Raw genomic sequence first — 24,128 nt, forward strand, 5'->3', positions numbered from 1 at the left:
AAAGGAGTAACAATGAATAATATGGGAATCTTAGAAGCAAAACGACCTGATTTTGATGCACTTTTGACAAAAATCGCAACATACGCGAGCGAATACGAAATCACAAGTGATTTGGCTATGCAAACAGCGCGATATTGTCTTATGGATACTTTGGGCTGCGCTCTTTTGGCTCTGAAATACCCAGCTTGCACGAAGCTTTTGGGACCAAGCGTTGAAGGAGCTGAATTTCGTCCATTAGGCGCAAAAATACCCGGCACTTCATATCAGCTTGAGCCTATACGCGCGGCATTTAATGTCGGTGCTATGGTGCGATGGCTAGATTTTAATGATACATGGCTCGCAGCTGAATGGGGACACCCAAGCGATAATTTAGGAGCGATTTGGGCGGTGGCAGATTATATCAGTCGCAAAAACATTTCTGAGGGCAAAGCGCCTTTGAAAGTGGGCTGTGTGCTAAAAGCTATGATAAAAGCGCATGAGATTCAAGGCGTTTTGGCACTTGAAAACTGCTTTAACAAAGTTGGGCTTGATCATGTTTTGCTTGTAAGAATTGCAAGTAGTGCTGTGGCTGCAAAGCTTTTGGGTTGTGATTTTGAAGAGATCCGAAATAGCGTCTCGCATGCATTTATTGACGGCGGGGCTTTGCGGACTTATCGCCACGCTCCAAACACAGGAAGTCGCAAAAGCTGGGCTGCTGGCGATGCTTCAAGTAGAGGTGTGGATCTAGCCCTAAAAGCCAAAACTGGTGAAATGGGCTATCCATCTGCTTTGAGTGCTTCATTTTGGGGATATGAAGATGTGAAAATGAAAGGGCAAAAGCTCACCATTCCTCAAGAATTTGGCACTTATGTAATGGAGAATGTGCTATTTAAAATCTCTTTTCCTGCTGAATTCCACGCGCAAACCGCAGTAGAAGCCGCGCTCAAACTTCATAATGAAGTCAAAGATCAACTAGATTCTATCGAAAAAATCATCATCACCACGCAAGAATCCGGACACAGAATCATCAACAAAGTAGGCGAGCTTGCTAATCCTGCCGATAGGGATCATTGCATTCAATATATGGTCGCGGTGCCTTTGATTTTTGGGCGTTTGGTGGCTGATGACTACGAAGATAGCGTAGCCAAAGACAAGAGAATCGATGCATTGCGCGAAAAAATGGTCGTTGAAGTTGATGAGAGATATACCAAAGAATACCTACAAAGCGATAAAAGAAGTATCGCTAATGCTGTGCAAATCTTTTATAAAGACGGCTCAAAAAGCCAAAAAATCGAGGTAGAATACCCAATAGGACACAAAAGAAGGCGAGATGAGGGCATTCCTGTTTTGATAGAGAAGTTTAAAGGCAATTTAGCTGTAAAACTTAGCCCAAAACAATGCGCAAAAATCCTATCAATCTGCCATGATCAAAACACCCTAGAATCTATGAATTTCAATGAATTTAGCGATTTGTTTTGGCTTGGGTGATTATAAATTAGGTGAAATTGCAAAAATTATAAGCAATAATACAGCCACTTATAATGCAGAATCTAAATGTGATTCTGCATAATTTCATAGACACAAAAATTAGATTTTAGATGTTTTGTTTTTCTGGATTCTTTGGCAAGCCTAAGACATAACAAAGGTGGCAAAGTATTTTATTTTAGATTCTAGCTTTTTGACAAGCTCTACTCTTTGTCATTCTGAAAGAATTTTGCAAGGCAAAACGACTGAAGAATCCAAAAAACTCACAAAAAGCCAAAATAAAAACAACGCAATATTTTTGTAAAACACAGAATCTAAATTCACATTAGATTTTGTGTTTCTTGGATTGCAACGCTTGCACTTAAAAATGACAACAACACCTGACTAGAATCTAGAATCTAAAAGTAGATTCTTATAGATTGCCACGCAAGGATAAACCTTGCTCGCAATTGAGTGGCGGGTTTGTCATTGCGAGGACGATAGGACGAAGCAATCCAGTCAAAAATAGATAAAAGAAAAATGCGATGTCTTATGTATGTGTATTGATTGGATTCTTCGCTTTCTGCGAAAGCTTAAGTAATGACGAGTAGAGTGCGTCAAAACAATATAGAATCTAGATTTTAATTTTTCTCAAAAAAGTCGAAATGAAAAATAACAATTCATAGCAAAAAAGATATTTTAATCATCGCTCATCAAGCAAAGGAATAAAACTTGCTAAAGAATAAATATGTTAAAATATCTGCTTCAAAGCTAAAGAACATAAAAGAGTAGGAATGAATATTAGGTATTGTGATCGGTATGTGCAAATCGAATTGCTTAAAGATACAAAGATATTGGGAAAGGTTTTGGACTATGCGTCAAAGCATTTCTCAAAGCGGTATCATTTATCAAGCTCTTTACTGATTCTTGATGATGGGGAGCGATTTAAGAAGGATTATCTAATCAACTGGACATATCATGCGACTTTGCAAAGCACTGATGGGGTTGATTTGGAGGAGATTTTAAAGCATAGCTATCTGCCAATCCGCATAAAAATCATCAGCCCAAATGATATGCTCAAAAAAGTCAAAGTGCATATCCACCTCTCAAATCTCGGTCAAGTGATTTTACGCTTAGATGAGGATAATCGTGTCGCCAAACGCTATATCCGCACGATTTTTGGCAATAAAATCGTATATGAAATGGAAAATGAATTTTGTATCAATGGTGTCGGATACAGCCAATCAATGTGGGAGGATCTCATGGAGCTTGTAAGCTCTAGGATTATCCATAATGTCGCTTTGGAGTTTGAATACCAAAAACCAGAATCTAGCGATTCATTTCTCACAAGAGAGGAATATTTGCTTCGCAAAAGTTATAGCGAACTGAATGCAAAATACAATGATGACTTTGAAAATATCAAAAAGCAATACTTAAAGCTTGCGAAGCTTTTTCACCCAGATAATGCGCATGGCAAAGATGAATACACGATTCAGGTATATCAAGATCGGTTTAATAAAATCTCACAAGCCTATCAGATGATAAAAAACACAAAAAGAACAATCGCGTAAGGCTTTTGGAAGCAGAATAATGGGCAACAAATATATAAAAATATGTTTTGGTATTTGGAGTGCGATATGCTTGATTGCATTGGGAAGTGTGTTTTATTTGGAGATACAATCAAAATCCGGCGCATATGAAGCGCAGATGATTGTTAAGAATCAATTAGAAAAATCTCCAGAGGATTTTGCAAAAATAAGCTTGCTCACCCCCCCCCCCAAAGGCGTTTTATAAGTATGATATAAAACTTAAGTTTTATACAAATATTTTTCGCCCACAAGCTCCAAATATTTTGCTTACACCCATTTCTAATCCGATTGATACCATAGCAGCACATATTGATAAGAGTGAAATTCTAAGTTTAGAAAATCATAATCGCGCTCATCATTATACTTTGATAACAACAAAAAAATTAACACAAGGCGATATGCTTGGTGTGTTAGACTATGCTATTGAGGTGCGATGGAAGTCAATATGTATGCAGATTTTGAGTATTTATATTTTTCCTATTTTGCTAGCACTGCTATATTTTGGGTTGCTAAAGCTAGAATCTAGGCGACTTTTTCCTTTTTCTAAAATCTCAGAATCTAAACCTATTGTGCCATTTGCTCAAAATTATCCCAATACAAAAATCTTATTGTGTATGTGCGGGGTTATTTTTGTTTGTGGCTTGTTTATGCGGTTTTATTATGCAAATCAAAAAGAGATTTTGTTTGTCGATGAGGCATGGAGTATTGCTATTGCATCAAGCTCAAAAGGCTGTATGGCTTTAAGTAATGATGGGTGTCAAGATAAAATTTATTATGATGAATTTGGCAAAACAATCAAGGAGCAGGAATTATGGAGAGATAAGAGCTTTGCTTCAGCTTTTATTGATATTAAAAACCTTTATCTTACAAATAATGGCGACGCGCATGCGCATACAAATCTCTACTATACGCTTTTTAGATTGTGGAATATCGGGGTGCAGACAGGAGATTTGCAGTGGATTATGCAAAGAGGCATAGGACTTAATATTGCTTTTTATTGTTTATCTTTTTTATTTGGGTTTTTGTTTGTAAGGAAACTTATTGGCTTTAATTATCTTGTTCCATTGTTTTTGGGTGTGGTGTTTTTAAATGGTGCGAGCGTTTCAAATACTCTTTTTATGCGAGAATATGCATTGCAAGAATGCTTACTTCTGGCTTTTTGTTTGATGTTGTCTTTGTTTTATTTTAATCAGAAAAATTCTTTCAAATTTCTTGGTTTGTTTGTGCTTGTAACGAGTTTATTGTTGCTATCAGGCTATTTTATGATTGTTTTTGTGGCTTTGTGCTTTGGAATCATTGGATTTTTGACTTTAAGAGAGCATAAGCCTAGCAAGTTTAAAGTGTTATGTTGTGTCGGTGTAGTAGCACTTGTTGGTTGTGAGCTGTTATTTCCTCTTTATTCGCGTGGGTTTTTTGGCGGTCATGCGCATTCTGCGACATCTAAGGTTAGCAATGCTACATTTTCTAATCTTACAAACTCCTTGGACGCGTATATTGAAATATTACATGTGCATCTGTTTAATTTTATAACACTTATTGTGCTTTTTATGCTTTTTGTCTTTAAGCCATTCATAAAAGACAAAGCTTTTATGCAGAGCAAAAATGCTGTAATGTTTTTGGTTTTGATTGTGGTGGGTTTTGCTTTTGGAATTGTTATTATATATTTGGCTCCTTGGAAAATGTTGCGATATGTGGTAGCTTCTTTGCCTTTAGTGGGGTTAGTCGTAGTGCTTGTTTTTGTCCCGTATCTAGCCAAAAAATACACAAAAATAGGCATTAGCGCAGGGGTAGTGCTCCTTGGTGGATTGATATATTATCAAGAGATTGGATTTTTGAAGTTTCCAGAGCCAAGAATGTATGGAATGGAGTTTGTTTTACAAGAAAAAGATGATATTGAAATTCCTACAATCTATAATGTTCGTTCTTCTTATCTTGCTTGTCATATCATTCCTTATTTTAGCGATTTTCGTAAGTATTATTTTATTGATAATGTAGATGATGCGATCAAAAAAGTCAAAGAATTTAAACAAGTGTATTTGATAACGCAATATCCTATTCCAGAACAAGAATTGCAGATTCTCTCAAAAAAGGATATTTTTATAGATTCCAGAATCTATCTTATTCAAAACTAATCACTTTTTCAAATCAACAGCTTTTATCAGAGAGTTTATACAACTTCATTTCACAGCTTTTTATGTTAGAATATTTGATCCAAAACAAACACAAAGAACAAAAATGAATCAGCCAATTTACAAAATCGGTGCTATTGTCCGCCCAAAAAGTCCCGAGCTTAAAGATTCTTGTGTGGAGATTTTTCGGATTCTAGCAGATTCTGGGATTGAGGTTTGGTGCGAGAGAGAGTCAAGCTGTATGCTCGGATTGCAAGGCGGGGTAGGCTTTGAGGAGATTTTAGATTCTGCTGATGCGATTTTAAGCATTGGCGGAGATGGCACGCTTATCTCTGCTGTGCGCAAAAGTATCGGAAGCAACCTGCCTATTTTTGGTATCAATATGGGAAGTTTAGGCTTTTTGACAGCGATTAAGCCAAATGAAGTCGCCTCATTTGCATCTTTGCTTGTGAGCGGAGGATATAAGCTTGATTTTCATCGTATGTTAGAAGCGAGATTTGTGGATTCTTCAGAGAAATTCTACGCACTCAATGAAGTATTTATCACCAAAAATAATCATTGTGGCATGATAAAAGTTGGCGCAAAAATCAATAATGAGTTTTTCAATACATACATCGTTGATGGGCTTATCATCGCTACGCCGACAGGATCAAGCGCGTATAATATCTCTGCGGGCGGCTCTGTGGTATATCCTTTTTGTAGCAATATCTTACTCACGCCTGTTTGCGCGCATTCGCTAACCCAGCGTCCGCTTGTGATTAGTGATGATTTGGAGCTTGAGTTTGTGCTTAAAGAAGATGGAATGATCCTTATTGACGGACAGCAAACAATTACCTTTCACAAAAACAAAACCCTAAATGTGCGCAAAAGTTGCAATATTCCTCTTATCCAGCACCCAAATCGTAGCTATTTTGCGGTATTGAAAGAAAAATTTAATTGGGGAGGTGGGAGTTGATACGAAAATTTGCCCTAGAACAATCACCTGTTTTTGAGAGTGTGGAGCTAAGTTTCAAAAAAGGATTCTGCGTATTTAGCGGTCCGAGTGGAAGTGGAAAATCCGCACTGATAGAATCTTTGCTTGCTTGCTTTGGGCTACGCGAGCCAAATGCCCTGACAATCGAGACGGATTTAATCCTAGATAAGCCGTTTTTAGAGGATTTTGGGCTTGAAGGCGCGGATTTAAATATAAAAATCGTCAAAAAAGACAAGGCGCGCTATTTTGTGAATTTCACGCCCATTGCCAAAAAACGTTTAAGCGAAGTACTAGGCGAATATGTCAAACATATCCATTCAAGAGGGGGCGAAGAGCTTGAGTCGGAGTTTATTTTGCAGACTTTAGATTCTCTCATCGCACAAAAGATTCCGCAATATCGCGATATGCTTAATGAGCTAGAATCTAGCTATAAGGCATTTGTAGAGCTTGATGGCAGGATAAAAGAATTAGCAAGCCAAGAGAGCCAGATCCAAAACCTCAAAGAAATGGCAGAATTTGAAATCGCTAAAATCACCTCTGTGAATCCAAAAGTAGGCGAGCATCAAAAGCTTCTTGATCTCAAAAAACTTCTCTCCAAAAAAGAAAAAATACAAGAATCCATAAACAAAGCCAATCAAGCCTTTGAGGTCGCAAATGATATTGTGCTTGCACTCGGGCAGATCCAATCAACAGATTGCCAAACGCTCCAAGAAACGCTTAGTGAAGCTCTCAATGACGCCCAAGCGCGACTTGAGGAGGAGAATCTAAAGTTAGGTGAATTAGATGAGCTAGATTCTGAAGAGATTCTCAATCGCCTCTCGCTCTTATCAGATCTTATCCATCGCTATGGAAGCATAGAAGGCGCGCTAACTAAGCTTGAAGAGCAGCAAAAAAAGCTCCAAGAGCTTGAAAATTTCAGCACCAACAAAAATGCACTTCTTCAGCAATTAGACTCATTGTATCAGAATCTACACACCTGCGCAAAAGCGATAGATAAGCAAAGAGAGGCGCATTTAGCGGAGTTTGAATCTATGCTTAAGGAATTATGTTTGGCACTCAAGCTCAATACCCCAAGCATAACACTTCAAGAAACCCAAATGTCTAAAAGCGGGGATACAACCTGCCAAATCACACTCAAAAATAGCCATATAAGCACGCTTTCAGCAGGAGAGTTTAACCGCTTGCGATTAGCGATGATGTGTATTGCTTCAAGGATTTCCAAAAAGCAAGGCGTGCTGATTTTGGACGAGATTGATGCGAATTTGAGCGGGGAAGAGAGCGAGGGAGTTGCAAAGATTCTCAAAGAACTTTCGCATTCTTATCAGATTTTTGCGATCTCTCATCAACCGCATATGCCCGCTCTTGCGACACAGCATTTTTTGGTCAATCGCGCAAATGGCAAGAGTTATGTTACTTTGCTTGACAAAGAAGGCAGAATCCTAGAGTTAGCGCGAATGATTAGCGGTGCGACAATCACGCAAGAAGCGATAGATTTTGCCAAAAAACGTTTGAGTGAAAATGCGCAAAACTCATAATCGCGCAGATAATTTAGAATCTATATTAGGCGCAAAATTTGGTGTAAAATGAAGTTTGAGGAGCTTTTGGCACTAAGCCAGATATTGAGGGATTCTGCTAGAATCCACCACATCAAGCGCATCAATGACAATCTCATCAAGCTTGAATGCGGAGGCGCACTCTATGGTGAGAGTTTGTATTTTGATATGATGCGCTCGCAGAGTTGCGTATTTGTCGCGCCCCCACATCTATCACTCATCGCCTCAAAGTCCTATAACGCGCCATTTGATATATATTTGCAGAAGTTGTGCCAAGCGCAAATCCAAGACTGCTTTATGGTTGGTGGCGATAGGATTTTGCGCTTTGTGCTTTTAATCAGCAAAGCCTATAAGCAAGAGCACGTTTTTTTGCAGTTTGAATTCAGTGGCAAGCACACAAATATCATTGTTTTGAATCAAGATGAGGTTGTGCTTGAGGCATTGAGGCATATTTCGCCAAATAAGAGCTTTCGCTGTGTCAAAGTCGGCGAGAAGCTTTTAGGCATTCCGCTAAATCCAAACATCACAAACCAAAAACCCACGCATACAAATTTGCAGAATCTAGCCCAGAATCCAAACACTAAGAATCCAAATCCGCAGAATCTAAAATCACAGAATCTAAATCCACAAACCACAAATCGCGCCTTAAGCGCACCAAATATCCAAACACCAGAAATAAACAAAGATATGGTATTTGCCCTCCTTGCCAAAAACTATCAGCACAAAATCACAAAAGAGCTTCAATCTCAAAAACAGATTCTCATCAATTCGCTTACCAAACAATGCACAAAGCTAGAGCAGATTCTGCGCTCACTTCCACGCAAAGATGATTTGCTTGCAAAAAGCACTCTGCTTCAATCTCAAGCGACTTTGCTTTTGGCGCGTATTCATGAGATCACAAACTATCAACAAGAAATTTGCGTGCAGGATTTTGAAGGTAAAAACACTAAAATCACATTGCCAAAGGCAAATACCCCAGCTTTAGCCATTGATATGATGTTTAGAGAATCTAAAAAGCTTAATAAAAAAGCCCAAAATATCCATATCCAACAAGAAAATATCCAAAGCAAAATACACTTTTTGCACCAAGAAATCGCCTTTATCACGCATACACAAAGTATTGATAATATAAAAATCCTCAAACAGCCAAAATCTAAGCGCAGTCATGATGAGCGATTTGAATGCTTTTTTATCGAGGGCTTCAAAGTCTCTTTAGGACGCAACAAAGCCGAAAATCAAGCCCTACTAGAATCTGCTAAGGCTGATGATTTGTGGTTACACATTCGAGATATTCCTTCATCGCATATGATTATCCATTGTGGTAAGCAAAAACTCACCAAAGAAGTCATACAAAAAGCAGGCGAGATTCTCGTTGGGGTATGCTCGATTCAAAGTGGGGATTTTTGGGTCGATTATACAAAAAGGAAGTTTGTAAAGATAATACAAGGAGCAAATGTTATATACTCAAAACAGCAAGCCTTATACTATCGCAAGCATTCATAACCTATACACCTATACCATCAAGGCAAGGAGGCACAAATGGCAATCTCACAAATAGGTAATATCACATATATCAATCAAAATATGCAAACAACTTCAGCCCAGCATGCTAACGCAATGCAAAGGGGTGATTTCATACCTGACGAGTTTGAGGATAAGCTCAAAGAAATCGAGGAAGTCCGCCCCACAGAGCAGAATCAAGCTATCAATAAAGATTCTAAAAGTAAGCAAGAATTCACACAACAAGAGCAAAAAAACAAATCCAAATCCGCTCAAAATGATGATGAGACACAAGAAGATTCTGATGTGTTACGAAATGGATATATTCTCAATATTAAGATATAAATAAGTGTGAATAAATTTTAAATCATGTTACAATCCATAGTTATTACTAAAATATAAAAAGTAATATAAAAAATTTTAGGATTGTAAAATGAGTTTTCAAGCATATCGGGCGTGTCGTGTGTATCAGATAGTGGCGATTGTGTGTGTATTTGGGGTGATGAGTGTTTGGGCTGATGAGCTTTATCAAACAACAGATACAAATGCAGAATCCAAAAAAGAGCAAAATCCACAAATGCAGAATCCAAAAAGCGAGCAAGACAAAAAAGCAGAGCAGAATCTAAAATATGATGACATCATGCTTGACAACATCGTGAGTGTCGGCACCAAAGTTCCAAGCACAATCGAGCAAACGCCGGGCAACGCAAGCATAATCAATCAAAAACAAATCAAAATCCGCCCAAATTATCGCTTCACAGATACTTTGCGTGGAGAGGAGGGCATTATCCAGCCAAAAGGCAGGGGAATGGAGACTTTTGATAATGTGATGGTTCGCGGAATTAGCAATGGTGCGCTCATTATGGTTGATGGTGTGCCACTCAATGACATCAACAACAACACAAAAATGCTTACTGCAATGCGCGCACACGAGCTAGAACGAGTAGAGATCGTGCGAGGACCAAGCTCTGTGCTGTATGGCTCAGGGGGTTTAAGCGGAGCGGTAAATTTCATCACAAAAATGCCAAAAGAGCTAGAAGTATATGGCTCTGTGGGCTATGGCAATCCATTTACTAATCAAAACGCCCCGCAGAATTTCACGCAATGGTATTTGAGCGCAGGAGATGCGTTTTTTGATAAGCGATTTCGAGTCAAAGCTAGCTATGGCGGGAGTTTTTCAAATGGATATGCTGCTGATAATGCGTGGGTGAATACCACAGGTAATGGGCTAGATTCTGGCATTACAGGTGCGATTCCTTCGCAAAATCCGCAAGGGACAAATATTTTGATTGTCGGTGATATGGGACGACAAAAATTCCAAACCCATGATGCAAGAATCAAACTAGAATCTGACATAAGCGAAAATGGCATACTTTCAGCATGGGTGCAGTATTCAAATTATAATTACATTCATCATAATCAAACAAGCCTCTTAAGAGATGCTAATGGTAATGTTACATGGGGGAATCTAAATTCTAGTTCAAATGGACCGGGCACTGCTCCTTATGCGTTTGTAGGCGGTATGGGAAATGAAAAATACAATCAAATCATCGCTGCTTCAAGCTATAAACATTATTTTGATGAAAATGAACTTAGCGTGCTTGTCTCTTATATGTATGGCAATGATATATGGGCTGGACCAAATGCTTCCGCAACTATCGCGCCATCGCCATTTGGCGGAAGCGGGAATCTATGGAATTATACGCATAATATTCTTAATATAGAATCACATTTTAATTGGCAGGTTACAGCCGCACATAGTGTGCTTTTTGGGGTGCAAGAGAAGTTTTTGAATTATCAGCAAAATGCCTATGTGATGAGTGATTGGCGGGATTTTGCAAGCGCGCCACAAACGCAGGCAAATCGCACAGATAATAGTGGCGGAAGCAGTAATTTTATCGGCGCGTTTGTTGATTGGCGAGCACAATGGCTTGAGTCTTTAAGCACAAGTCTTGGCGTGCGGTGGGATTTGTGGAATGGATTTGGGTATTATAAAAATACGCGCACAAGTCTAGAATCTGCATTTTTGACTTCGACAAATATCGCAGATAATACCCGCAATCAATTCTCACCCAAAGCAAGCCTTAATTATGCGCCCATATCCACGCAGAATCTAAAGACTTTATTTAAAGCATCATTTGGGCAGTCTTTTCGCGCGCCGACTTTTAGTCAAATGTTTCGTGAATACACGCGCAATGATGGCGTTACATTTCTTGGGAATCCATACCTAAAGCCTGAAGTGCTGACAAGTTATGATATTGGGTTTGAGCAGCATTTTGGGCTAGATTCTGGATTTGGCGGGGTGGTGAAGTTGTATTATTTTGATAGTTTTTTGAATAATGCAATAACTATCCTCAATAATAACTACACAAACGCGCAAAAAGCTAGAATCAATGGGATTGAACTCTCCTATAATCAAGCGTTTTGGGCTGTTTTGGGACTGCGCTTAACTTACACTTGGACAAATGCAAAACTCACGCAGAATCTAGGCGATATACAAGCGGGCAATCACTTGCCAAATGTGCCAGAGCATAGCGGATACGCGCAGGTGTATTATGATGATTCTAGATTCTATGGAAGTTTGGGGGTTGAGATGGCAAGCAAGCAGTATCGATCGCTTGATAATGCTTCACAAAAAGTATGGGGTGTGTATGGCGCAAGCGATGCGTATTATATTATGGATATGCGTTTGGGGCTTCATTTGCGACATTTTGATGTGAGTGCAAATTTTACAAACTTGCTTGATTATACTTATTATGCGTATTATAGAGCACCGGGGCGCGCTTTTTATGTGGAGATTGCGACAAGGATTTGAGATAAAATAGCACTATAATTTAGGATAAAATGCAAAAATATAATCAATAATCAAACAAAAAACAAAAATCGGAGCAAAAGTGAAGACATTTATTGTAGTGCTATTTGTGTGTATTTGGGGGGTTTTAGATTCTGCGAAAGCAACATCGTTTGAGTCTTTAGAATCTATGAAGCCTTTAGATTCTGTAAGACTTGCAGAATCTACACAATTAAAAGAATCTAGCGCGCATTCACAAGCGCTTTTGCAGACTCAAGCGCATTTTCCGCTTGAAATCAAGGATTTTTGGCATAGCACGATTTTTGATGCGCCTGCCAAAACGCACATTTTTCTAAGCTTTTGTGAGATGATTGCTATGCTTGATATTTGGGAGGGTGCGCGCGGTTTGAGCCGACATGTTTTTTATGAGCCACTTTTAAGGCAGAGCTACCCATTGATTGATACACTGCCAAAGATTGGCGGTGGCAATGGAAGCACAATCAACCCCGAAATGCTTAAACGCATAAATCCTGATGTGGTGTTTGTATGGGCGGGCGATAAAAAGCTTGTTGATTTTTCGCGCAAGCTTGGGGTAAAAATGATCGCGTTTTATCCTCAAAGCATATATGAGCTTTTTGCCACGCTTTATCGCATAGCACTTGTTTTTGACAAGCAAGAGATGTATCTCAAAAAGCAAGATAAGGCATTTGAGATGATAGAGCTCATCACATCGCGCACCAAATCACTGCCGCACAAAAAGCGTGCGATATATATTTGGGATAAGCTCACTTCCATATCGGGCAGAGTCGGTATGGTAGGCGATATGCTAGAGATTGCAGGGCTAGATTCTATGGGTAAAGATATGCGCGTTGATTCCTATCAGACAAATGTAGAATCTATTTTGCGATTTGATCCTGAAGTGATTTTTATTTGGGGAGGATCAAGCCTCAATGAAGCGACTTTATATGCAAATCCTCAACTCAAAAACATTACCGCCATACAAAACAAAAAAGTCTATAAACTGCCTATTTGGGATAACTGGGGACCGCGAATTGTGCAAACCTCACTTCTTGTCTCTGCATTGGCATATCCTACGCTTTTTGACAAGCAAGAAGTGCGCACACAAATCCAGAATCTTAATTTAATGTGGTTTGGGCTTAAGGAGTTTCCTACGACTATTCCATTGCTTGATGAGCCACAATGACACAAAAAATAAAATAACAAGATACAAACTTAAAAAGATGAAGTAATAATGAAAAAAGGCTATATGATCGCGAGCATAAGCGCTTTGGTGCTACTTATGTGTGTGGGGGTTTTTTGGGGAAATGGCAGTTTGGGTGTGGGATCAAAAGACATTATGCTTGAAGTGCGATTTCCTCGAGTGCTATTAGCGGTGTTGGTTGGCGCGAGCCTTGCAGGAAGTGGGGCGATTATGCAGCTTGCGTTTCGCAATGTTTTGGTTGATCCATTTTTGCTTGGCATTTCTTCAGGAGCGGCGTTTGGCTGTGCGTTATCAATCTGGCTTTTTGACTCAAGTATGCTTAGTGTGCTAGCGTTTATAGGGTCGTTTGGGGCGATTGTGTGTGTGATGTGTATCGCTCATATTTGTGGTAAATCCACAACTGCTTTGATTCTCTCTGGCGTGGTGTTATCGGCTTTTTTTAGCGCGCTAAGTGGGTATATCAAATTTTTTGTCGAGCCACAAAAAGCACAAGCGATTGTCATTTGGCTTTTGGGTAATCTCAATACCGCGCAATGGAGCGATGTATGGGTGGCAAGCATTGGCTTTGTGGTGGGGTTTGTGCCATTGTGGCTTATGCGCTGGAAGCTTAATGTTTTTGCCCTTAGTGATGAGCAGGCTTTAAGCTTTGGGGTTTCAATTAGGAGATTCCGCTTGTTTGTGCTATTTTGTATAAGTTTTGCGATAGCGTTGTGCGTGAGCGTGAGTGGGGTGATTGGCTGGATTGGATTAGTTATGCCTCATATTGCGCGCGCAATTTTTGGAAGTGATATGAGGGTTTTACTTCCGGGAAGTTTGGTATTGGGTGCTATTGCGTTGCTTGTGGCTGATAGTATAGCTAGAAATATCGCAAGTTTTGACATTCCTGTTGGGATCATTACAGCGATTTTGGGCGCGCCTTGCTTTTTGTTTTTGCTTATAAGGCTAGGCTATGTTAAATCATAATTCAGTTTTAGAGATTGAAAATCTTTCCTTTAGCTACACGCAAAATGCATTGAAAAAAGATGTTTTAAAATCCTTATGTGCGAGATTTTATGGCGGGGAGATTTGCGGGATTTTGGCTGCTAATGGTTCGGGTAAAACGACATTATTTCGCCTTATTTTAGGATTTCTCAACGCTCAAAATGGCACAATCACACTCAATCAATCCTATCAGCCCAATCAACCTAGCCAACTTAATAAAGCACACCAAGTGCGCCAATCATGCCAAAATATCGCACTTCATGCAATGAGCGCGCATAAAAGATCTTCATATATAAGCTATATGCCGCAATTTATAGAGACACCATTTGATTACAAAGTGCTTGATATGGTGCTTATGGGGCTACATTTTGGGTATTTTGATATGCCAAACCAAACTATGAAAAACAAGGCATTAAAGATTTTAGATGAGCTTGGAGTGGGAGATTTAGCAGAAGAATCAATCACAAAGCTAAGTGGCGGGCAAAAGCAAATGGTATTTTTAGCGCAGATTCTCATCAAACAAAGCCCTATTATTTTACTTGATGAGCCAAGCTCGCATTTAGACATCAAAAACAAACTTATGCTTTTTGATATGATCGCCTACCAAACCAAAAAACACAATCTCATAACACTTGTTAATATCCATGATATTGAGCTTATCAAGCATTATGGCGATAGAATCTATATGCTTAAAAACGCAGAAGTGTATAAAAGCGGGGATACATCGATATTGTCTGACGATATTGTAAGGGAGTTTTTTGAGCTAGAATCTAGATTCTATGCAAACACAAGAGAGCGTAAAGAAATCCTCTATTTTTAGGTAGATTTTAGGGTTGTGTAGAAATTTTTAGGCAAGCAAAAATACAAAAAAGTGTAGCATAGAAGTTCATCGCAGGCTAAAAATTTCAAACTCCCTGAAATGTGGCTTCTCAAGCAAAGCGTTCGGGCAAAGCCCTAGAGTTGCATAGCAAAAAAGAGAGAGAATTTAGATTCTTATATGAATTAGAATTTAGATTCTAGAATCCTAAGATTTTGTGCTAGATTCTGTATCTTCTTTATACCATTTTGAAATAGGCTCTGCCAAGCCATATTGAGGGTATTTAAAGCTATCAAGCACGACTTGAGCCATTGTGTGATTGTCAAAGTTAAATACCACAGGAGCGAGAAAATTTATCGTAGAGTTTTGAATTGGATTTTGCATAACCATTATATTAGCGACAAGAATGTTTTTGGAAGTATCAAGATCAAGGAGGAGCTTTATTGCTGTTGGCACTTCAAAATCATATTCTCTTAGCACAAAAGGATTGATAAGCACAAAAACAGGCGCGATCGCCTCGGTATTGCTTAGACGCATAAAAATGTCGTCTATTTTTTCTAATTTCATTTTTGAGACATCTTCAAAGCCTAAGATTGGTGATTTGACATCAAAAACCATAAATCTACACCTTATAATTATGAATTTGCAAATGTAAAAACTTTTGCATTTTATCTAAAAAAATATTCATAATCAAATTTTATTATCAAATATTTGCTTTTATGACTGATTTTGTAAAACAAAAATCATACATATATTTTGTAAAAGTTTTAATCAAAGTTTGAAAACATGTGCTAAAATCCGAAAAGTTTAAATTTTTCTTAAATTTACAGATAATCAAATCACAACATCAATACAACAAGTATCAAATTGTTTATAAAGTCATTATTTTGTTTGGACTTTTATTATATTTTGAGTTTAAAGGGGAAAGAGAATGCAAAAAAGAATTTATCTTGATAATAATGCCACGACAATGGTCGATCCAAAAGTAAAATCCGCTATGGAGCCGTTTTTTTGCGATCTATATGGGAATCCAAATAGTTTGCATAAATTTGGCACAGAAACCCATCCGGCCATAGCCGATGCTTTGGGAAAGATTTATAATGGCATTCATGCAAGAGATGAAGATGATGTCATCATTACAAGTTGCGCGACAGAATCAAATAATTGGGTGCTTAAGGGTGTGTATTTTGATCTGATTCATAATGGCAAAAAAAATCACATCATTACTACTGATGTTGAGCATCCAGCAGTCGGAGCGACTTGTAGTTTTTTGGAAGGTTTGGGTGTAAAGGTTACGCGCCTCAAAGTCAATAAACATGGAAATGTATATCCAGAGCAAGTGCGAGAATCTATCACCAACGAGACTGCATTAGTTAGCGTAATGTGGGCAAATAACGAAACAGGAGCGATTTTTCCGATAGAAGAAATCGGAGCGATTTGCAAAGAAAAAGGCGTGCTTTTTCACACTGATGCAGTGCAGGCTATCGGTAAGATTCCCGTTGATGTGCAGAGCGCAAATGTGGATTTTCTAAGCTTTAGCGCGCATAAGTTTCATGGACCAAAGGGTATCGGCGGGCTTTATATCAGAAATGGGCTTGAGCTTACGCCATTGCTTCATGGTGGAGAGCATATGCGAGGAAGGCGAAGCGGGACGCTTAATGTTCCTTATATCATCGGAATGGGCGAGGCAATGAAGCTTGCAGTGGATTATTTGGATTATGAAAACTCGTATGTGAAAAAATTACGAGACAAACTAGAATCTGGATTGCTAGCGATTAAAGATGTAGTCGTGATAGGTGATATTATACATCGTGTGCCAAATACTATTCTTGTGAGTGTGAAAGGGATTGAGGGTGAGGCGATGCTTTGGGATCTCAATAAAGCTGGGATCGCTTGCTCTACTGGAAGTGCGTGCGCGAGTGAAGATTTGGAAGCAAATCCTATCATGGTGGCTGTGGGTGCTGACAAAGAGTTGGCACACACTGCGATTAGAATCTCACTAGGGCGATTTAATACAGAAGAAGAGATTGATTATACGCTTGAAGCGTTCAAAAAAGCAGTTGCTCGATTACGCAATATTTCGAGCTCTTATATGTAAGGAGAATACATGCAATATACAACAATACAAAATCAAATTTTAGAGGCTATGCGCTTTCGCTATGCGTGCAAAGAATTTAATGGAGCAAAGATTCCGCAAGAGGATTTAGAGGTGATTTTGCAAGCTGGGCTACTTGCGCCAAGCTCTTTTGGGCTTGAGCATACGCGATTATTAGTCGTGCAAGATACAGAAGTCAAAAAAACTTTGCAAGAAGCAAGCTTTAACCAAAAGCAAATCACCACTTCAAGCGAAGTTGTTGTTTTTGTCGGATTAATTGGTGCATTAAGGACACCAAGTAATTATATCGATACAATGATTAGGCGCAAAACAGGCAAAGATGAAGCACAATATCAAGCCTACAAAAAAGCCATAGAATCTAAAATCAATAGTCTTAGCGATGTTGAGCTTATACATTGGAGCTTGAAGCAATCGTATTTAATGGCGCAGGCAATGATGGATGCTGCGGCGTTTTTGGGTATTGATTCTTGTCCTATGGAAGGCTTTGACAAAAAAGCAGTTGAGCGGATTTTGGGGATTGATTCTTTTAGAGAGCAGGTTTCGCTGATTGTTCCTTTTGGATATAGAAAAGCGCAACCAACCCAACCAAAAATCCGATTAAATTATGATGAATTAATCAAATTTATATAAATACAAGATAGTAAATATATGCAAAGATAAAGCAAAAGGCAAAAAAGGATAAAAAATGGCAAAAAATGACTTAGTAGGTGGCGCACTCTGGGATGCGTATTCAAAAAAAGTAAGCGATCGAATGGATAATCCAACGCACCTTGGCGTGCTAACGCAAAAAGACGCAGAAGCTAAAGACGCCAAACTCATCGTAGCAGACTATGGCGCAGAATCTTGTGGCGATGCGGTGCGGCTGTATTGGCTTGTGGATAAAAATGATGTAATCATTGACGCAAAGTTTAAGAGTTTTGGTTGCGGGACGGCGATCGCTAGCTCTGATATGATGGTGGAGCTCTGCCTTGGCAAGAAGGTGCAAGACGCGGTGAAAATCACAAATCTTGATGTCGAGCACGCCTTGCGCGATGATCCTGATATGCCCGCAGTGCCGGGGCAAAAAATGCATTGCTCTGTCATGGCGTATGATGTGATAAAGCAGGCTGCTGGGCAGTATCTAGGCAAAAAGCCTGAAGACTTTGAAGATGAAATCATTGTGTGTGAGTGCGCGCGCGTGAGCCTTGGGACGATAAAAGAAGTCATTAGGCTAAATGATCTAAAAAGCGTGGAAGAAATCACGCAATACACTAAAGCCGGTGCGTTTTGTAAAAGCTGTATAAAGCCCGGTGGGCATGAGAAAAGAGACTATTATTTGGTAGATATACTCTCTGAAGTACGCGCAGAAATGGAATCTAAAAAACTCAAAAATAATCTCGAAAAAAGCGCGCAAGGCATACTAGCTTTCAAAGAAATGACGATGGTGCAAAAAGTAAAAGCTGTGGATAAAACAATCGATGACACAATCCGCCCAATGCTTATGATGGACGGGGGCAATATGGAGATCATCGACATCAAAGATACAAGCGATGGACATATCGATGTGTATATCCGCTATATGGGCGCGTGCGATGGCTGTGCGAGCGCAGCAACTGGCACGCTTTTTGCAATTGAGAATGTATTGCAAGAAAACCTTGATCAAAATATCCGCGTTATGCCAATTTAGATTCTAGATTCTGTGGTTTTTTGCAAGCTTAAGAATATGAGATTCTCTTAAGGCTTCAAGCAAACATTTCAAGCACTTCCAAAATGGTATTTTTGGGAATGTCATTTTTAATCACAACATCGCCGATACCATTTGGCAGGATAAATGTAAGATTGCCTTGGTGTGATTTTTTGTCGAGGAAAAACTTCTGATAAAACTCATTAATATTTTGGATTTTGAAATCAAGATTGAGATTGTAAGTTTGGAGGAGTTGCTTTATCCCATCGCGTTGGCTCTGTGTGATGAGGGCGAGTTTGAGTGCTAATTCATTTGCCATAATCATACCCATACCCACCGCTTCTCCGTGCAGATAGGTTTTGTAATGCGTGAGATTCTCGATGATATGCCCAAAAGTATGTCCGTAATTTAGTGCAGCGCGAATGCCACTCTCTCGCTCATCTTGACTGACGACAGCAGCCTTTGTCTTAATAGCTTTTTGGATAAATCGCTCTAGCTCATTAGGATTATATAAATTTGCTTTTTGTAATGCGTAGAATCCATCTCTATCAAAGCAGATTGCCATTTTTATCATCTCTGCAATGCCCGCATTAAGCTCTCTTTTGGGTAATGTCTGCAAAAACGCAGAATCCACATACACTGCTTTTGGCTGATGAAAAAGTCCGACAAGATTTTTGCCATAGGCATTGTTGATTCCGCATTTGCCACCCACAGAAGCATCAACTTGCGCCAAAAGTGTAGTCGGAATCGAGACAAAATCAATGCCTCGCTCATAGATTCCGCTTGCAAATCCGACCATATCACTTATCACACCTCCGCCAAGTGCGATCATAAGCGACTTTCTATCAAGTTTATTGCTAAAAGCACATTCTAAAATCTGCTCGATACTTTGCATAGTTTTAAACCTCTCGCCATCAGGAATACTACATACAAACACTTCCTTAGCATCGATACGAGAGAGGACTTTTGATAAGTAGAGCCCGCCGACTTTTGGGTTTGTAATAAGCAAGACTTTTGAGTTGTGCGTGATAGATTCTAGTGCGTTGATGTGGATTGGATAGCTTTCTTGCTGTGTGTTTATGGTGATTGTAGGCATTGTTGTCCTTATTCTATGATTGGGATAAAAATTTGCGGGTGATCATTAAGCAATATCGAGAGGCTCTCACTGCGTGTAGATATGAGAGAATAGATTTTAAACTGCGTGATACATTCCTCAAACGGCAAAAATTGTAGCACTGCCTCTTTGCTCTCTTGAAGATAGAATATAGGATTTTTGATTGAGGTTTTGATGAGTGTGATTTTTTTATCAAGATTTCTACCCATTGTTTCGTAGTCTTTAATGATATTATTTTGGTGATGTCCATCAGGATCAAAGTCATAGACACAGACATTGAGTTTGATTTGGATTGAGATGTCAAAAATCACTGATGAGATATTCTCGCCCTCATTCATTTGAGAATTCAGCACGACAAAGCTTGTCTTCACGCTCTCTAAGCTTCGTTTGGCGATTTTTAGCACAGGAGAATCTATCGCAAAAAGTGCTTTACGATTTTTACGCGATTTAAAGATTTCATTACCCACGATGACAAGTCCTATTTTTTTCTCGCTATCTTTTTTGAGCTTTTCTCTAAAATCCATTTCGTGGTATTCAAAGATGAGATTGATACTCATATCAGCCCCACAAAGCTCTTGTATATGGTAGATTGTCTGAAAATTTGTCGGGTGAAGGACATTGATGATGAGTTTTGTTGATTTGATATGCGAATGCACAAATATCGCCTCTTTGATATTATGGATAATCACCTCATCACTTTGCAATAACATATCCACATACAGATAAATATCTCGCCCAAAAGGTGCTGGAAACTGCCCGATATTTGCTTTGACTTGATTATACACAGAAGTTAGGGCTTTGGGATCGCCAGCCACTAGGATAATATCTTGTGGCTGGATAATGAGTGAAAAAGTCGCTAATATCAGCTCATTTTGGCGATACACACCGATGATTTTGTATTTTTTTTGCTGGATTGAGCCTATATGTCGATAGGCAAATACACTTCCAAAAGGCACGCCAATCTCCATAATCTCGCCTAACCCAAGCCCAAATCCATTTGGAATAATCGGCACATTTGGCAGTCTTGAGATAAACTGCCCTGCAACTAAATCATTTCTATCGATAAAGACATTTTTTTCATCTTTTTTGGCATCATAATCCTCAAACCCATCTAAAAAAGTAATCACGCGCGCATCTTTATATAACTCTCGCATGATCTCAAACACAGCCTTTTTTTCGTGGGTATTTTCCATAATGATAAAAATATCGCTCACATCGCCCACTTCATTTGATACAGATTCTAGTCGAAATCGCGAAGTCGGATCGAAGCAAAAAAAGCTAAAAGAGCTTGGAATTTTAGCAGGAATGAGATTTGGCTCGTTTGTAATCACGATGTAGAGATTATTACTAAAGTATTTTTCTAAAATCGTGTTGAGGAATTTTTTTGCTACAATTCCCTCTAAAATCAGCATAACCTTTTTCAAAATAACCCCTGAAATCATAATGTGTTGTTAAGAATGAGGAATTATACCAAAGGTTTGATATGTTTTTTAAAATTGATAGCAAAGATTCTGCCGCAAGGGCTGGCACGCTTACTTTGGCACATTCTGTGGTGCAAACGCCTGTGTTTATGCCCGTTGGCACGCAAGCATGCGTAAAAAGCATAGATGCACTTGATATAGAATCTATCTTAGGCGCACAAATCATCTTAGCAAACACTTATCATACTTATTTGCGACCGGGCATTGAGACATTAAAGCACTTTGGTGGCGTGCATAAATTTAGCGGTTTTAGCGGAAGTTTTTTGAGCGATAGCGGCGGATTCCAAGCCTTTAGCTTAGGACAAAATGTCAAAAAGCAAGATAATGGAATTGTGTTTTCTTCGCATATTGATGGTAGCAAACATTTATTCACGCCAGAATCTGTGCTTGATATTCAATATGCGCTCAATAGCGACATAATGATGGTTTTAGATGATCTTATCGCCCTGCCAGCTGATAGCAATCGCCTCAAACAAAGCATAGATACCACTATAAAATGGGCAAAACAAAGCATTAGCTATCACAACCAAAACAAGCAACAAGGCTTAAGCCTTACAAACAATCTCTTTGGTATCGTGCAAGGCGGAGTGGATTTGACATTTCGTAAGCAATGCGCGCAAAGTCTTGTAGAGCTTGAATTTGACGGCTATGCTTTGGGTGGGCTTGCTGTGGGCGAGGAGACAAATGCAATGTATGATACGATTGCTTTTAGCGCGCCATTACTTCCAGAATCTAAACCGCGCTATCTTATGGGCGTTGGCACACCGCAAAATCTAATCGAAGCGATTGATCGGGGGATTGATATGTTTGATTGCGTGATGCCGACACGAAATGCGCGCAATGGCACGCTTTTTACAAGCTTTGGCAAACTCAATATCAAAAACCAAATACACAAAAACGATGAGAATCCAATTGATTTACAATGCTCTTGCTATACTTGCAAGCACTTTAGTAGGGGATATTTACATCATTTGTGTAAAGCAAGAGAAATTACTTATTTTCGTCTCGCAACTTTGCATAATTTATGGTATTATCTTGAGCTTATGAGGAATGCAAGAGAAGCAATACTTCACCAAAAATGGAATCAATTCAAAAGTGAGTTTTATATCAAATTAAATAAGGAGCACACATGAAATACGAAACTATCACAAAAGAAGGACTTGATCGGCTTATGGATCTTTTTTATGGCAAGGTGCGAAAAGATCCAAATTTAGGACCTATTTTTAATGGCAAAATCGGCACTGATGAGGAGAGCTGGAAAGCACATAAGCAAAAAATCTCTTCATTTTGGGGCGGAATGTTTCTAGGAGAGTCAGATTATCATGGAGCACCACTTAAGGCGCATTTGGATCTTCCGCCTTTTCCTCAAGAGTTTTTTAGCATTTGGCTGAATCTTTTTTCAGAATCTTGCTCGCAGGTTTTTGAGCAGACCCCAGCGCAAATGCTTCTTTTTAGGGCTCAAGCTATCGCCGAGCGATTTCAAAAAATGCTCTATGAATTTCCACATTAAGATAAGTAGTGAAAGTAGATTTTTTGGATTTAAAGGCTCAATTTAGCGACATCAAAGAAGAGGTTATGGAGGGAATCTCTGAAGTTTTGGAGAGTGGGGAGTTTGTGCTTGGACGCGCGCTTTTGGAGTTTGAGCAGGAATTTAGTGATTTTATCTTCGCGCAAGAGACAAAAAATCCTAGCACAAATATAGATATTGATGAGGCGATACATTCTAGAATCCAGCACATGTATAAGCAAAATTATTGCGTGGGTGTGGGGAATGGCTGCGATGCGCTAGAGATAGCACTCCGCGCACTTGAGCTACCACAAGGAAGTGAAGTTATCATTCCAGCAAACACTTACTTTGCTTGCGCTGAAGCGGTGCTTAATGCCGGACTTAAGCTAGCGATTGTTGATTGCGAAGATGACGGAGGATTTGTGCCAAAGACAAGTATGCTTAGCGCAGAATCTAGGGCGATTATCGCGGTGCATTTGTATGGCAAAGTCTTAGAGCTAGAATCTTTTGAATCTTTTGCAAAAGCGCATAATCTCAAGCTAATCGAGGATTGCGCACAAGCTCATGGAGGCGTGGATAGACATGGTCGCAAAGTCGGAAGTATAGGTGATGTGGGTTGCTTTAGCTTCTATCCTGCCAAAAATCTAGGCGCATATGGCGATGGCGGGGCAATCGTCTCAAAAGATATGGCATTACTTCATAGAGCAAGACAAATCGCAAATCATGGACAAGTCTATGAAAACTCTATTCCAAATCCGCATTGGCAAAAAAACAATCACATCTACATAGGGCGCAATTCACGACTTGACTGCGTGCAAGCCAAAATCCTACATATCAAGCTAAAAAACCTCCAATACCACAACACTTATCGCGTCCGATGTGCGCGCGAATACAATCATTTTCTTGAAGAGTTTTCATTTTTGCGACTTCCCGATGCGTTTGCGCAAAGTATATGGCATTTGTTTGTGGTGGAGTGCCAGCACAAAGCGCAAGGCAGACGCGATGAGATTATGGCATTTTTGAAAGAGCATAACATCGAGTGTGCGGTGCATTACCCGCATGCACTTAGCGATATAGAAGTGCTCAAAAACAATCCACAAGTCAGAATCCAAAGCACGCCAAATGCCTCAAGGCGAGCGGCAAATATTTTGAGCTTGCCAATTGGCGAGCATTTGAGCATGGAGCATGTAGAATACATCGCCTCTGTAATAAAAGAGCTAGAATCTAGATTCCATAGTTTAAGTTAGTT

22 protein-coding genes are annotated in these 24,128 nt (G+C 39.3%); 19 read left to right on the forward strand and 3 right to left on the reverse strand.

All coding sequences use genetic code 11. The annotated features are described in order from the left end of the window. Positions 1-12: 12 nt before the first annotated feature. The 13 genes from prpD (at position 13) to DY109_RS02415 (ending at position 15,001) form a co-directional block, all read left to right on the forward strand. Positions 13-1,467, forward strand: a complete 1,455-nt coding sequence (gene prpD, locus DY109_RS02360) for a 2-methylcitrate dehydratase (protein WP_023947714.1) — start codon at positions 13-15, stop codon at positions 1,465-1,467. A gap of 157 nt (positions 1,468-1,624) precedes the next feature. Next, complete coding sequence (locus DY109_RS11290) at positions 1,625-1,768, forward strand: hypothetical protein (RefSeq protein ID WP_023947711.1); 144 nt, start codon at positions 1,625-1,627, stop codon at positions 1,766-1,768. A gap of 469 nt (positions 1,769-2,237) precedes the next feature. Further along, complete coding sequence (locus DY109_RS02365) at positions 2,238-3,014, forward strand: J domain-containing protein (protein WP_023947709.1); 777 nt, start codon at positions 2,238-2,240, stop codon at positions 3,012-3,014. A 19-nt stretch (positions 3,015-3,033) separates the two neighbouring features. Next, the gene (locus DY109_RS02370) at positions 3,034-3,237 is read left to right on the forward strand and encodes a hypothetical protein (protein WP_115737754.1); all 204 of its coding nucleotides are present in this window, start codon (positions 3,034-3,036) and stop codon (positions 3,235-3,237) included. A gap of 58 nt (positions 3,238-3,295) precedes the next feature. Further along, positions 3,296-5,164: a hypothetical protein gene (locus DY109_RS02375; protein WP_023947705.1), complete on the forward strand. Its 1,869-nt coding sequence runs from the start codon at positions 3,296-3,298 to the stop codon at positions 5,162-5,164. Positions 5,165-5,267: 103 nt separating this feature from the next. Further along, positions 5,268-6,116: an NAD(+)/NADH kinase gene (locus tag DY109_RS02380; RefSeq protein WP_023947703.1), complete on the forward strand. Its 849-nt coding sequence runs from the start codon at positions 5,268-5,270 to the stop codon at positions 6,114-6,116. Then, on the forward strand, positions 6,113-7,669 hold the full coding sequence (locus DY109_RS02385; protein WP_034549444.1) for an AAA family ATPase: 1,557 nt from the start codon (positions 6,113-6,115) through the stop codon (positions 7,667-7,669). Before DY109_RS02380 ends, DY109_RS02385 begins: the two co-directional genes overlap by 4 nt. Positions 7,670-7,717: 48 nt before the next feature. Then, positions 7,718-9,190, forward strand: coding sequence for an NFACT family protein (locus tag DY109_RS02390; protein ID WP_023947699.1), 1,473 nt, complete (start codon positions 7,718-7,720; stop codon positions 9,188-9,190). Positions 9,191-9,226: 36 nt separating this feature from the next. Next, complete coding sequence (locus DY109_RS02395; protein WP_023947697.1) at positions 9,227-9,532, forward strand: hypothetical protein; 306 nt, start codon at positions 9,227-9,229, stop codon at positions 9,530-9,532. An 88-nt stretch (positions 9,533-9,620) separates the two neighbouring features. Continuing rightward, the gene (locus DY109_RS02400) at positions 9,621-12,002 is read left to right on the forward strand and encodes a TonB-dependent receptor (protein ID WP_023947695.1); all 2,382 of its coding nucleotides are present in this window, start codon (positions 9,621-9,623) and stop codon (positions 12,000-12,002) included. A gap of 79 nt (positions 12,003-12,081) precedes the next feature. Further along, the gene (locus DY109_RS02405; RefSeq protein WP_023947693.1) at positions 12,082-13,182 is read left to right on the forward strand and encodes an ABC transporter substrate-binding protein; all 1,101 of its coding nucleotides are present in this window, start codon (positions 12,082-12,084) and stop codon (positions 13,180-13,182) included. A 48-nt stretch (positions 13,183-13,230) separates the two neighbouring features. Next, on the forward strand, positions 13,231-14,163 hold the full coding sequence (locus DY109_RS02410; RefSeq protein ID WP_023947691.1) for a FecCD family ABC transporter permease: 933 nt from the start codon (positions 13,231-13,233) through the stop codon (positions 14,161-14,163). Next, positions 14,150-15,001: an ABC transporter ATP-binding protein gene (locus DY109_RS02415; RefSeq protein WP_023947689.1), complete on the forward strand. Its 852-nt coding sequence runs from the start codon at positions 14,150-14,152 to the stop codon at positions 14,999-15,001. The genes DY109_RS02410 and DY109_RS02415 overlap by 14 nt, the downstream gene beginning before the upstream one ends. A gap of 204 nt (positions 15,002-15,205) precedes the next feature. Here the strand turns inward: DY109_RS02415 and fliW are convergent, their stop codons facing one another. Next, complete coding sequence (fliW, locus tag DY109_RS02420) at positions 15,206-15,616, reverse strand: flagellar assembly protein FliW (protein ID WP_023947685.1); 411 nt, start codon at positions 15,614-15,616, stop codon at positions 15,206-15,208. 313 nt (positions 15,617-15,929) lie between these two features. On the opposite strand from fliW, the gene DY109_RS02425 reads away from it, so the two are divergent. Genes DY109_RS02425 through DY109_RS02435 form a run of 3 tightly spaced genes read left to right on the forward strand, consistent with a single transcriptional unit; the run spans position 15,930 to position 18,780 of the window. Beyond that, the gene (locus DY109_RS02425) at positions 15,930-17,096 is read left to right on the forward strand and encodes a NifS family cysteine desulfurase (RefSeq protein ID WP_023947683.1); all 1,167 of its coding nucleotides are present in this window, start codon (positions 15,930-15,932) and stop codon (positions 17,094-17,096) included. Positions 17,097-17,105: 9 nt separating this feature from the next. Next, positions 17,106-17,744 carry an NAD(P)H-dependent oxidoreductase gene (locus DY109_RS02430; RefSeq protein WP_023947681.1) on the forward strand — a complete coding sequence of 213 codons (639 nt, stop codon included), beginning with the start codon at positions 17,106-17,108 and terminating at the stop codon, positions 17,742-17,744. A gap of 55 nt (positions 17,745-17,799) precedes the next feature. Continuing rightward, on the forward strand, positions 17,800-18,780 hold the full coding sequence (locus DY109_RS02435; protein WP_023947679.1) for an iron-sulfur cluster assembly scaffold protein: 981 nt from the start codon (positions 17,800-17,802) through the stop codon (positions 18,778-18,780). Between the two features lie 55 nt (positions 18,781-18,835). On the opposite strand, the gene aroB is transcribed toward DY109_RS02435, so the two are convergent. Continuing rightward, complete coding sequence (gene aroB, locus DY109_RS02440; protein ID WP_023947677.1) at positions 18,836-19,873, reverse strand: 3-dehydroquinate synthase; 1,038 nt, start codon at positions 19,871-19,873, stop codon at positions 18,836-18,838. Positions 19,874-19,881: 8 nt separating this feature from the next. Continuing rightward, the gene (locus DY109_RS02445; protein ID WP_235148545.1) at positions 19,882-21,315 is read right to left on the reverse strand and encodes a COG3400 family protein; all 1,434 of its coding nucleotides are present in this window, start codon (positions 21,313-21,315) and stop codon (positions 19,882-19,884) included. Between the two features lie 59 nt (positions 21,316-21,374). Between DY109_RS02445 and tgt the strand changes: the two genes are divergently transcribed. Genes tgt through DY109_RS02460 form a run of 3 tightly spaced genes read left to right on the forward strand, consistent with a single transcriptional unit; the run spans position 21,375 to position 24,126 of the window. Then, positions 21,375-22,505, forward strand: a complete 1,131-nt coding sequence (gene tgt / locus DY109_RS02450) for a tRNA guanosine(34) transglycosylase Tgt (protein WP_023947673.1) — start codon at positions 21,375-21,377, stop codon at positions 22,503-22,505. Next, on the forward strand, positions 22,502-22,882 hold the full coding sequence (locus tag DY109_RS02455) for a group III truncated hemoglobin (RefSeq protein WP_023947671.1): 381 nt from the start codon (positions 22,502-22,504) through the stop codon (positions 22,880-22,882). Before tgt ends, DY109_RS02455 begins: the two co-directional genes overlap by 4 nt. Before the next feature lie 8 nt (positions 22,883-22,890). Then, positions 22,891-24,126 (forward strand): DegT/DnrJ/EryC1/StrS family aminotransferase, encoded by a 1,236-nt coding sequence (locus DY109_RS02460; protein ID WP_023947669.1) that lies wholly within the window; start codon positions 22,891-22,893, stop codon positions 24,124-24,126. Positions 24,127-24,128: the final 2 nt, after the last annotated feature.

It is taken from the genome of Helicobacter fennelliae (assembly GCF_900451005.1).
GTDB lineage: Bacteria > Campylobacterota > Campylobacteria > Campylobacterales > Helicobacteraceae > Helicobacter_B > Helicobacter_B fennelliae.

Coding starts and splice junctions, on each gene's coding strand:
- DY109_RS02365 (WP_023947709.1), top strand. CDS start 2,238: ATGAATATTAGGTATTGTGATCGGTATGTGCAAATCGAATTGCTTAAA.
- DY109_RS02390 (WP_023947699.1), top strand. CDS start 7,718: ATGAAGTTTGAGGAGCTTTTGGCACTAAGCCAGATATTGAGGGATTCT.
- DY109_RS02415 (WP_023947689.1), top strand. CDS start 14,150: ATGTTAAATCATAATTCAGTTTTAGAGATTGAAAATCTTTCCTTTAGC.
- aroB (WP_023947677.1), bottom strand. CDS start 19,873: ATGCCTACAATCACCATAAACACACAGCAAGAAAGCTATCCAATCCAC.
- DY109_RS02430 (WP_023947681.1), top strand. CDS start 17,106: ATGCAATATACAACAATACAAAATCAAATTTTAGAGGCTATGCGCTTT.
- DY109_RS02380 (WP_023947703.1), top strand. CDS start 5,268: ATGAATCAGCCAATTTACAAAATCGGTGCTATTGTCCGCCCAAAAAGT.
- DY109_RS02400 (WP_023947695.1), top strand. CDS start 9,621: ATGAGTTTTCAAGCATATCGGGCGTGTCGTGTGTATCAGATAGTGGCG.
- prpD (WP_023947714.1), top strand. CDS start 13: ATGAATAATATGGGAATCTTAGAAGCAAAACGACCTGATTTTGATGCA.
- tgt (WP_023947673.1), top strand. CDS start 21,375: ATGTTTTTTAAAATTGATAGCAAAGATTCTGCCGCAAGGGCTGGCACG.
- DY109_RS02455 (WP_023947671.1), top strand. CDS start 22,502: ATGAAATACGAAACTATCACAAAAGAAGGACTTGATCGGCTTATGGAT.
- DY109_RS02395 (WP_023947697.1), top strand. CDS start 9,227: ATGGCAATCTCACAAATAGGTAATATCACATATATCAATCAAAATATG.
- DY109_RS02410 (WP_023947691.1), top strand. CDS start 13,231: ATGAAAAAAGGCTATATGATCGCGAGCATAAGCGCTTTGGTGCTACTT.
- DY109_RS02435 (WP_023947679.1), top strand. CDS start 17,800: ATGGCAAAAAATGACTTAGTAGGTGGCGCACTCTGGGATGCGTATTCA.
- DY109_RS02425 (WP_023947683.1), top strand. CDS start 15,930: ATGCAAAAAAGAATTTATCTTGATAATAATGCCACGACAATGGTCGAT.
- fliW (WP_023947685.1), bottom strand. CDS start 15,616: ATGGTTTTTGATGTCAAATCACCAATCTTAGGCTTTGAAGATGTCTCA.
- DY109_RS02370 (WP_115737754.1), top strand. CDS start 3,034: ATGGGCAACAAATATATAAAAATATGTTTTGGTATTTGGAGTGCGATA.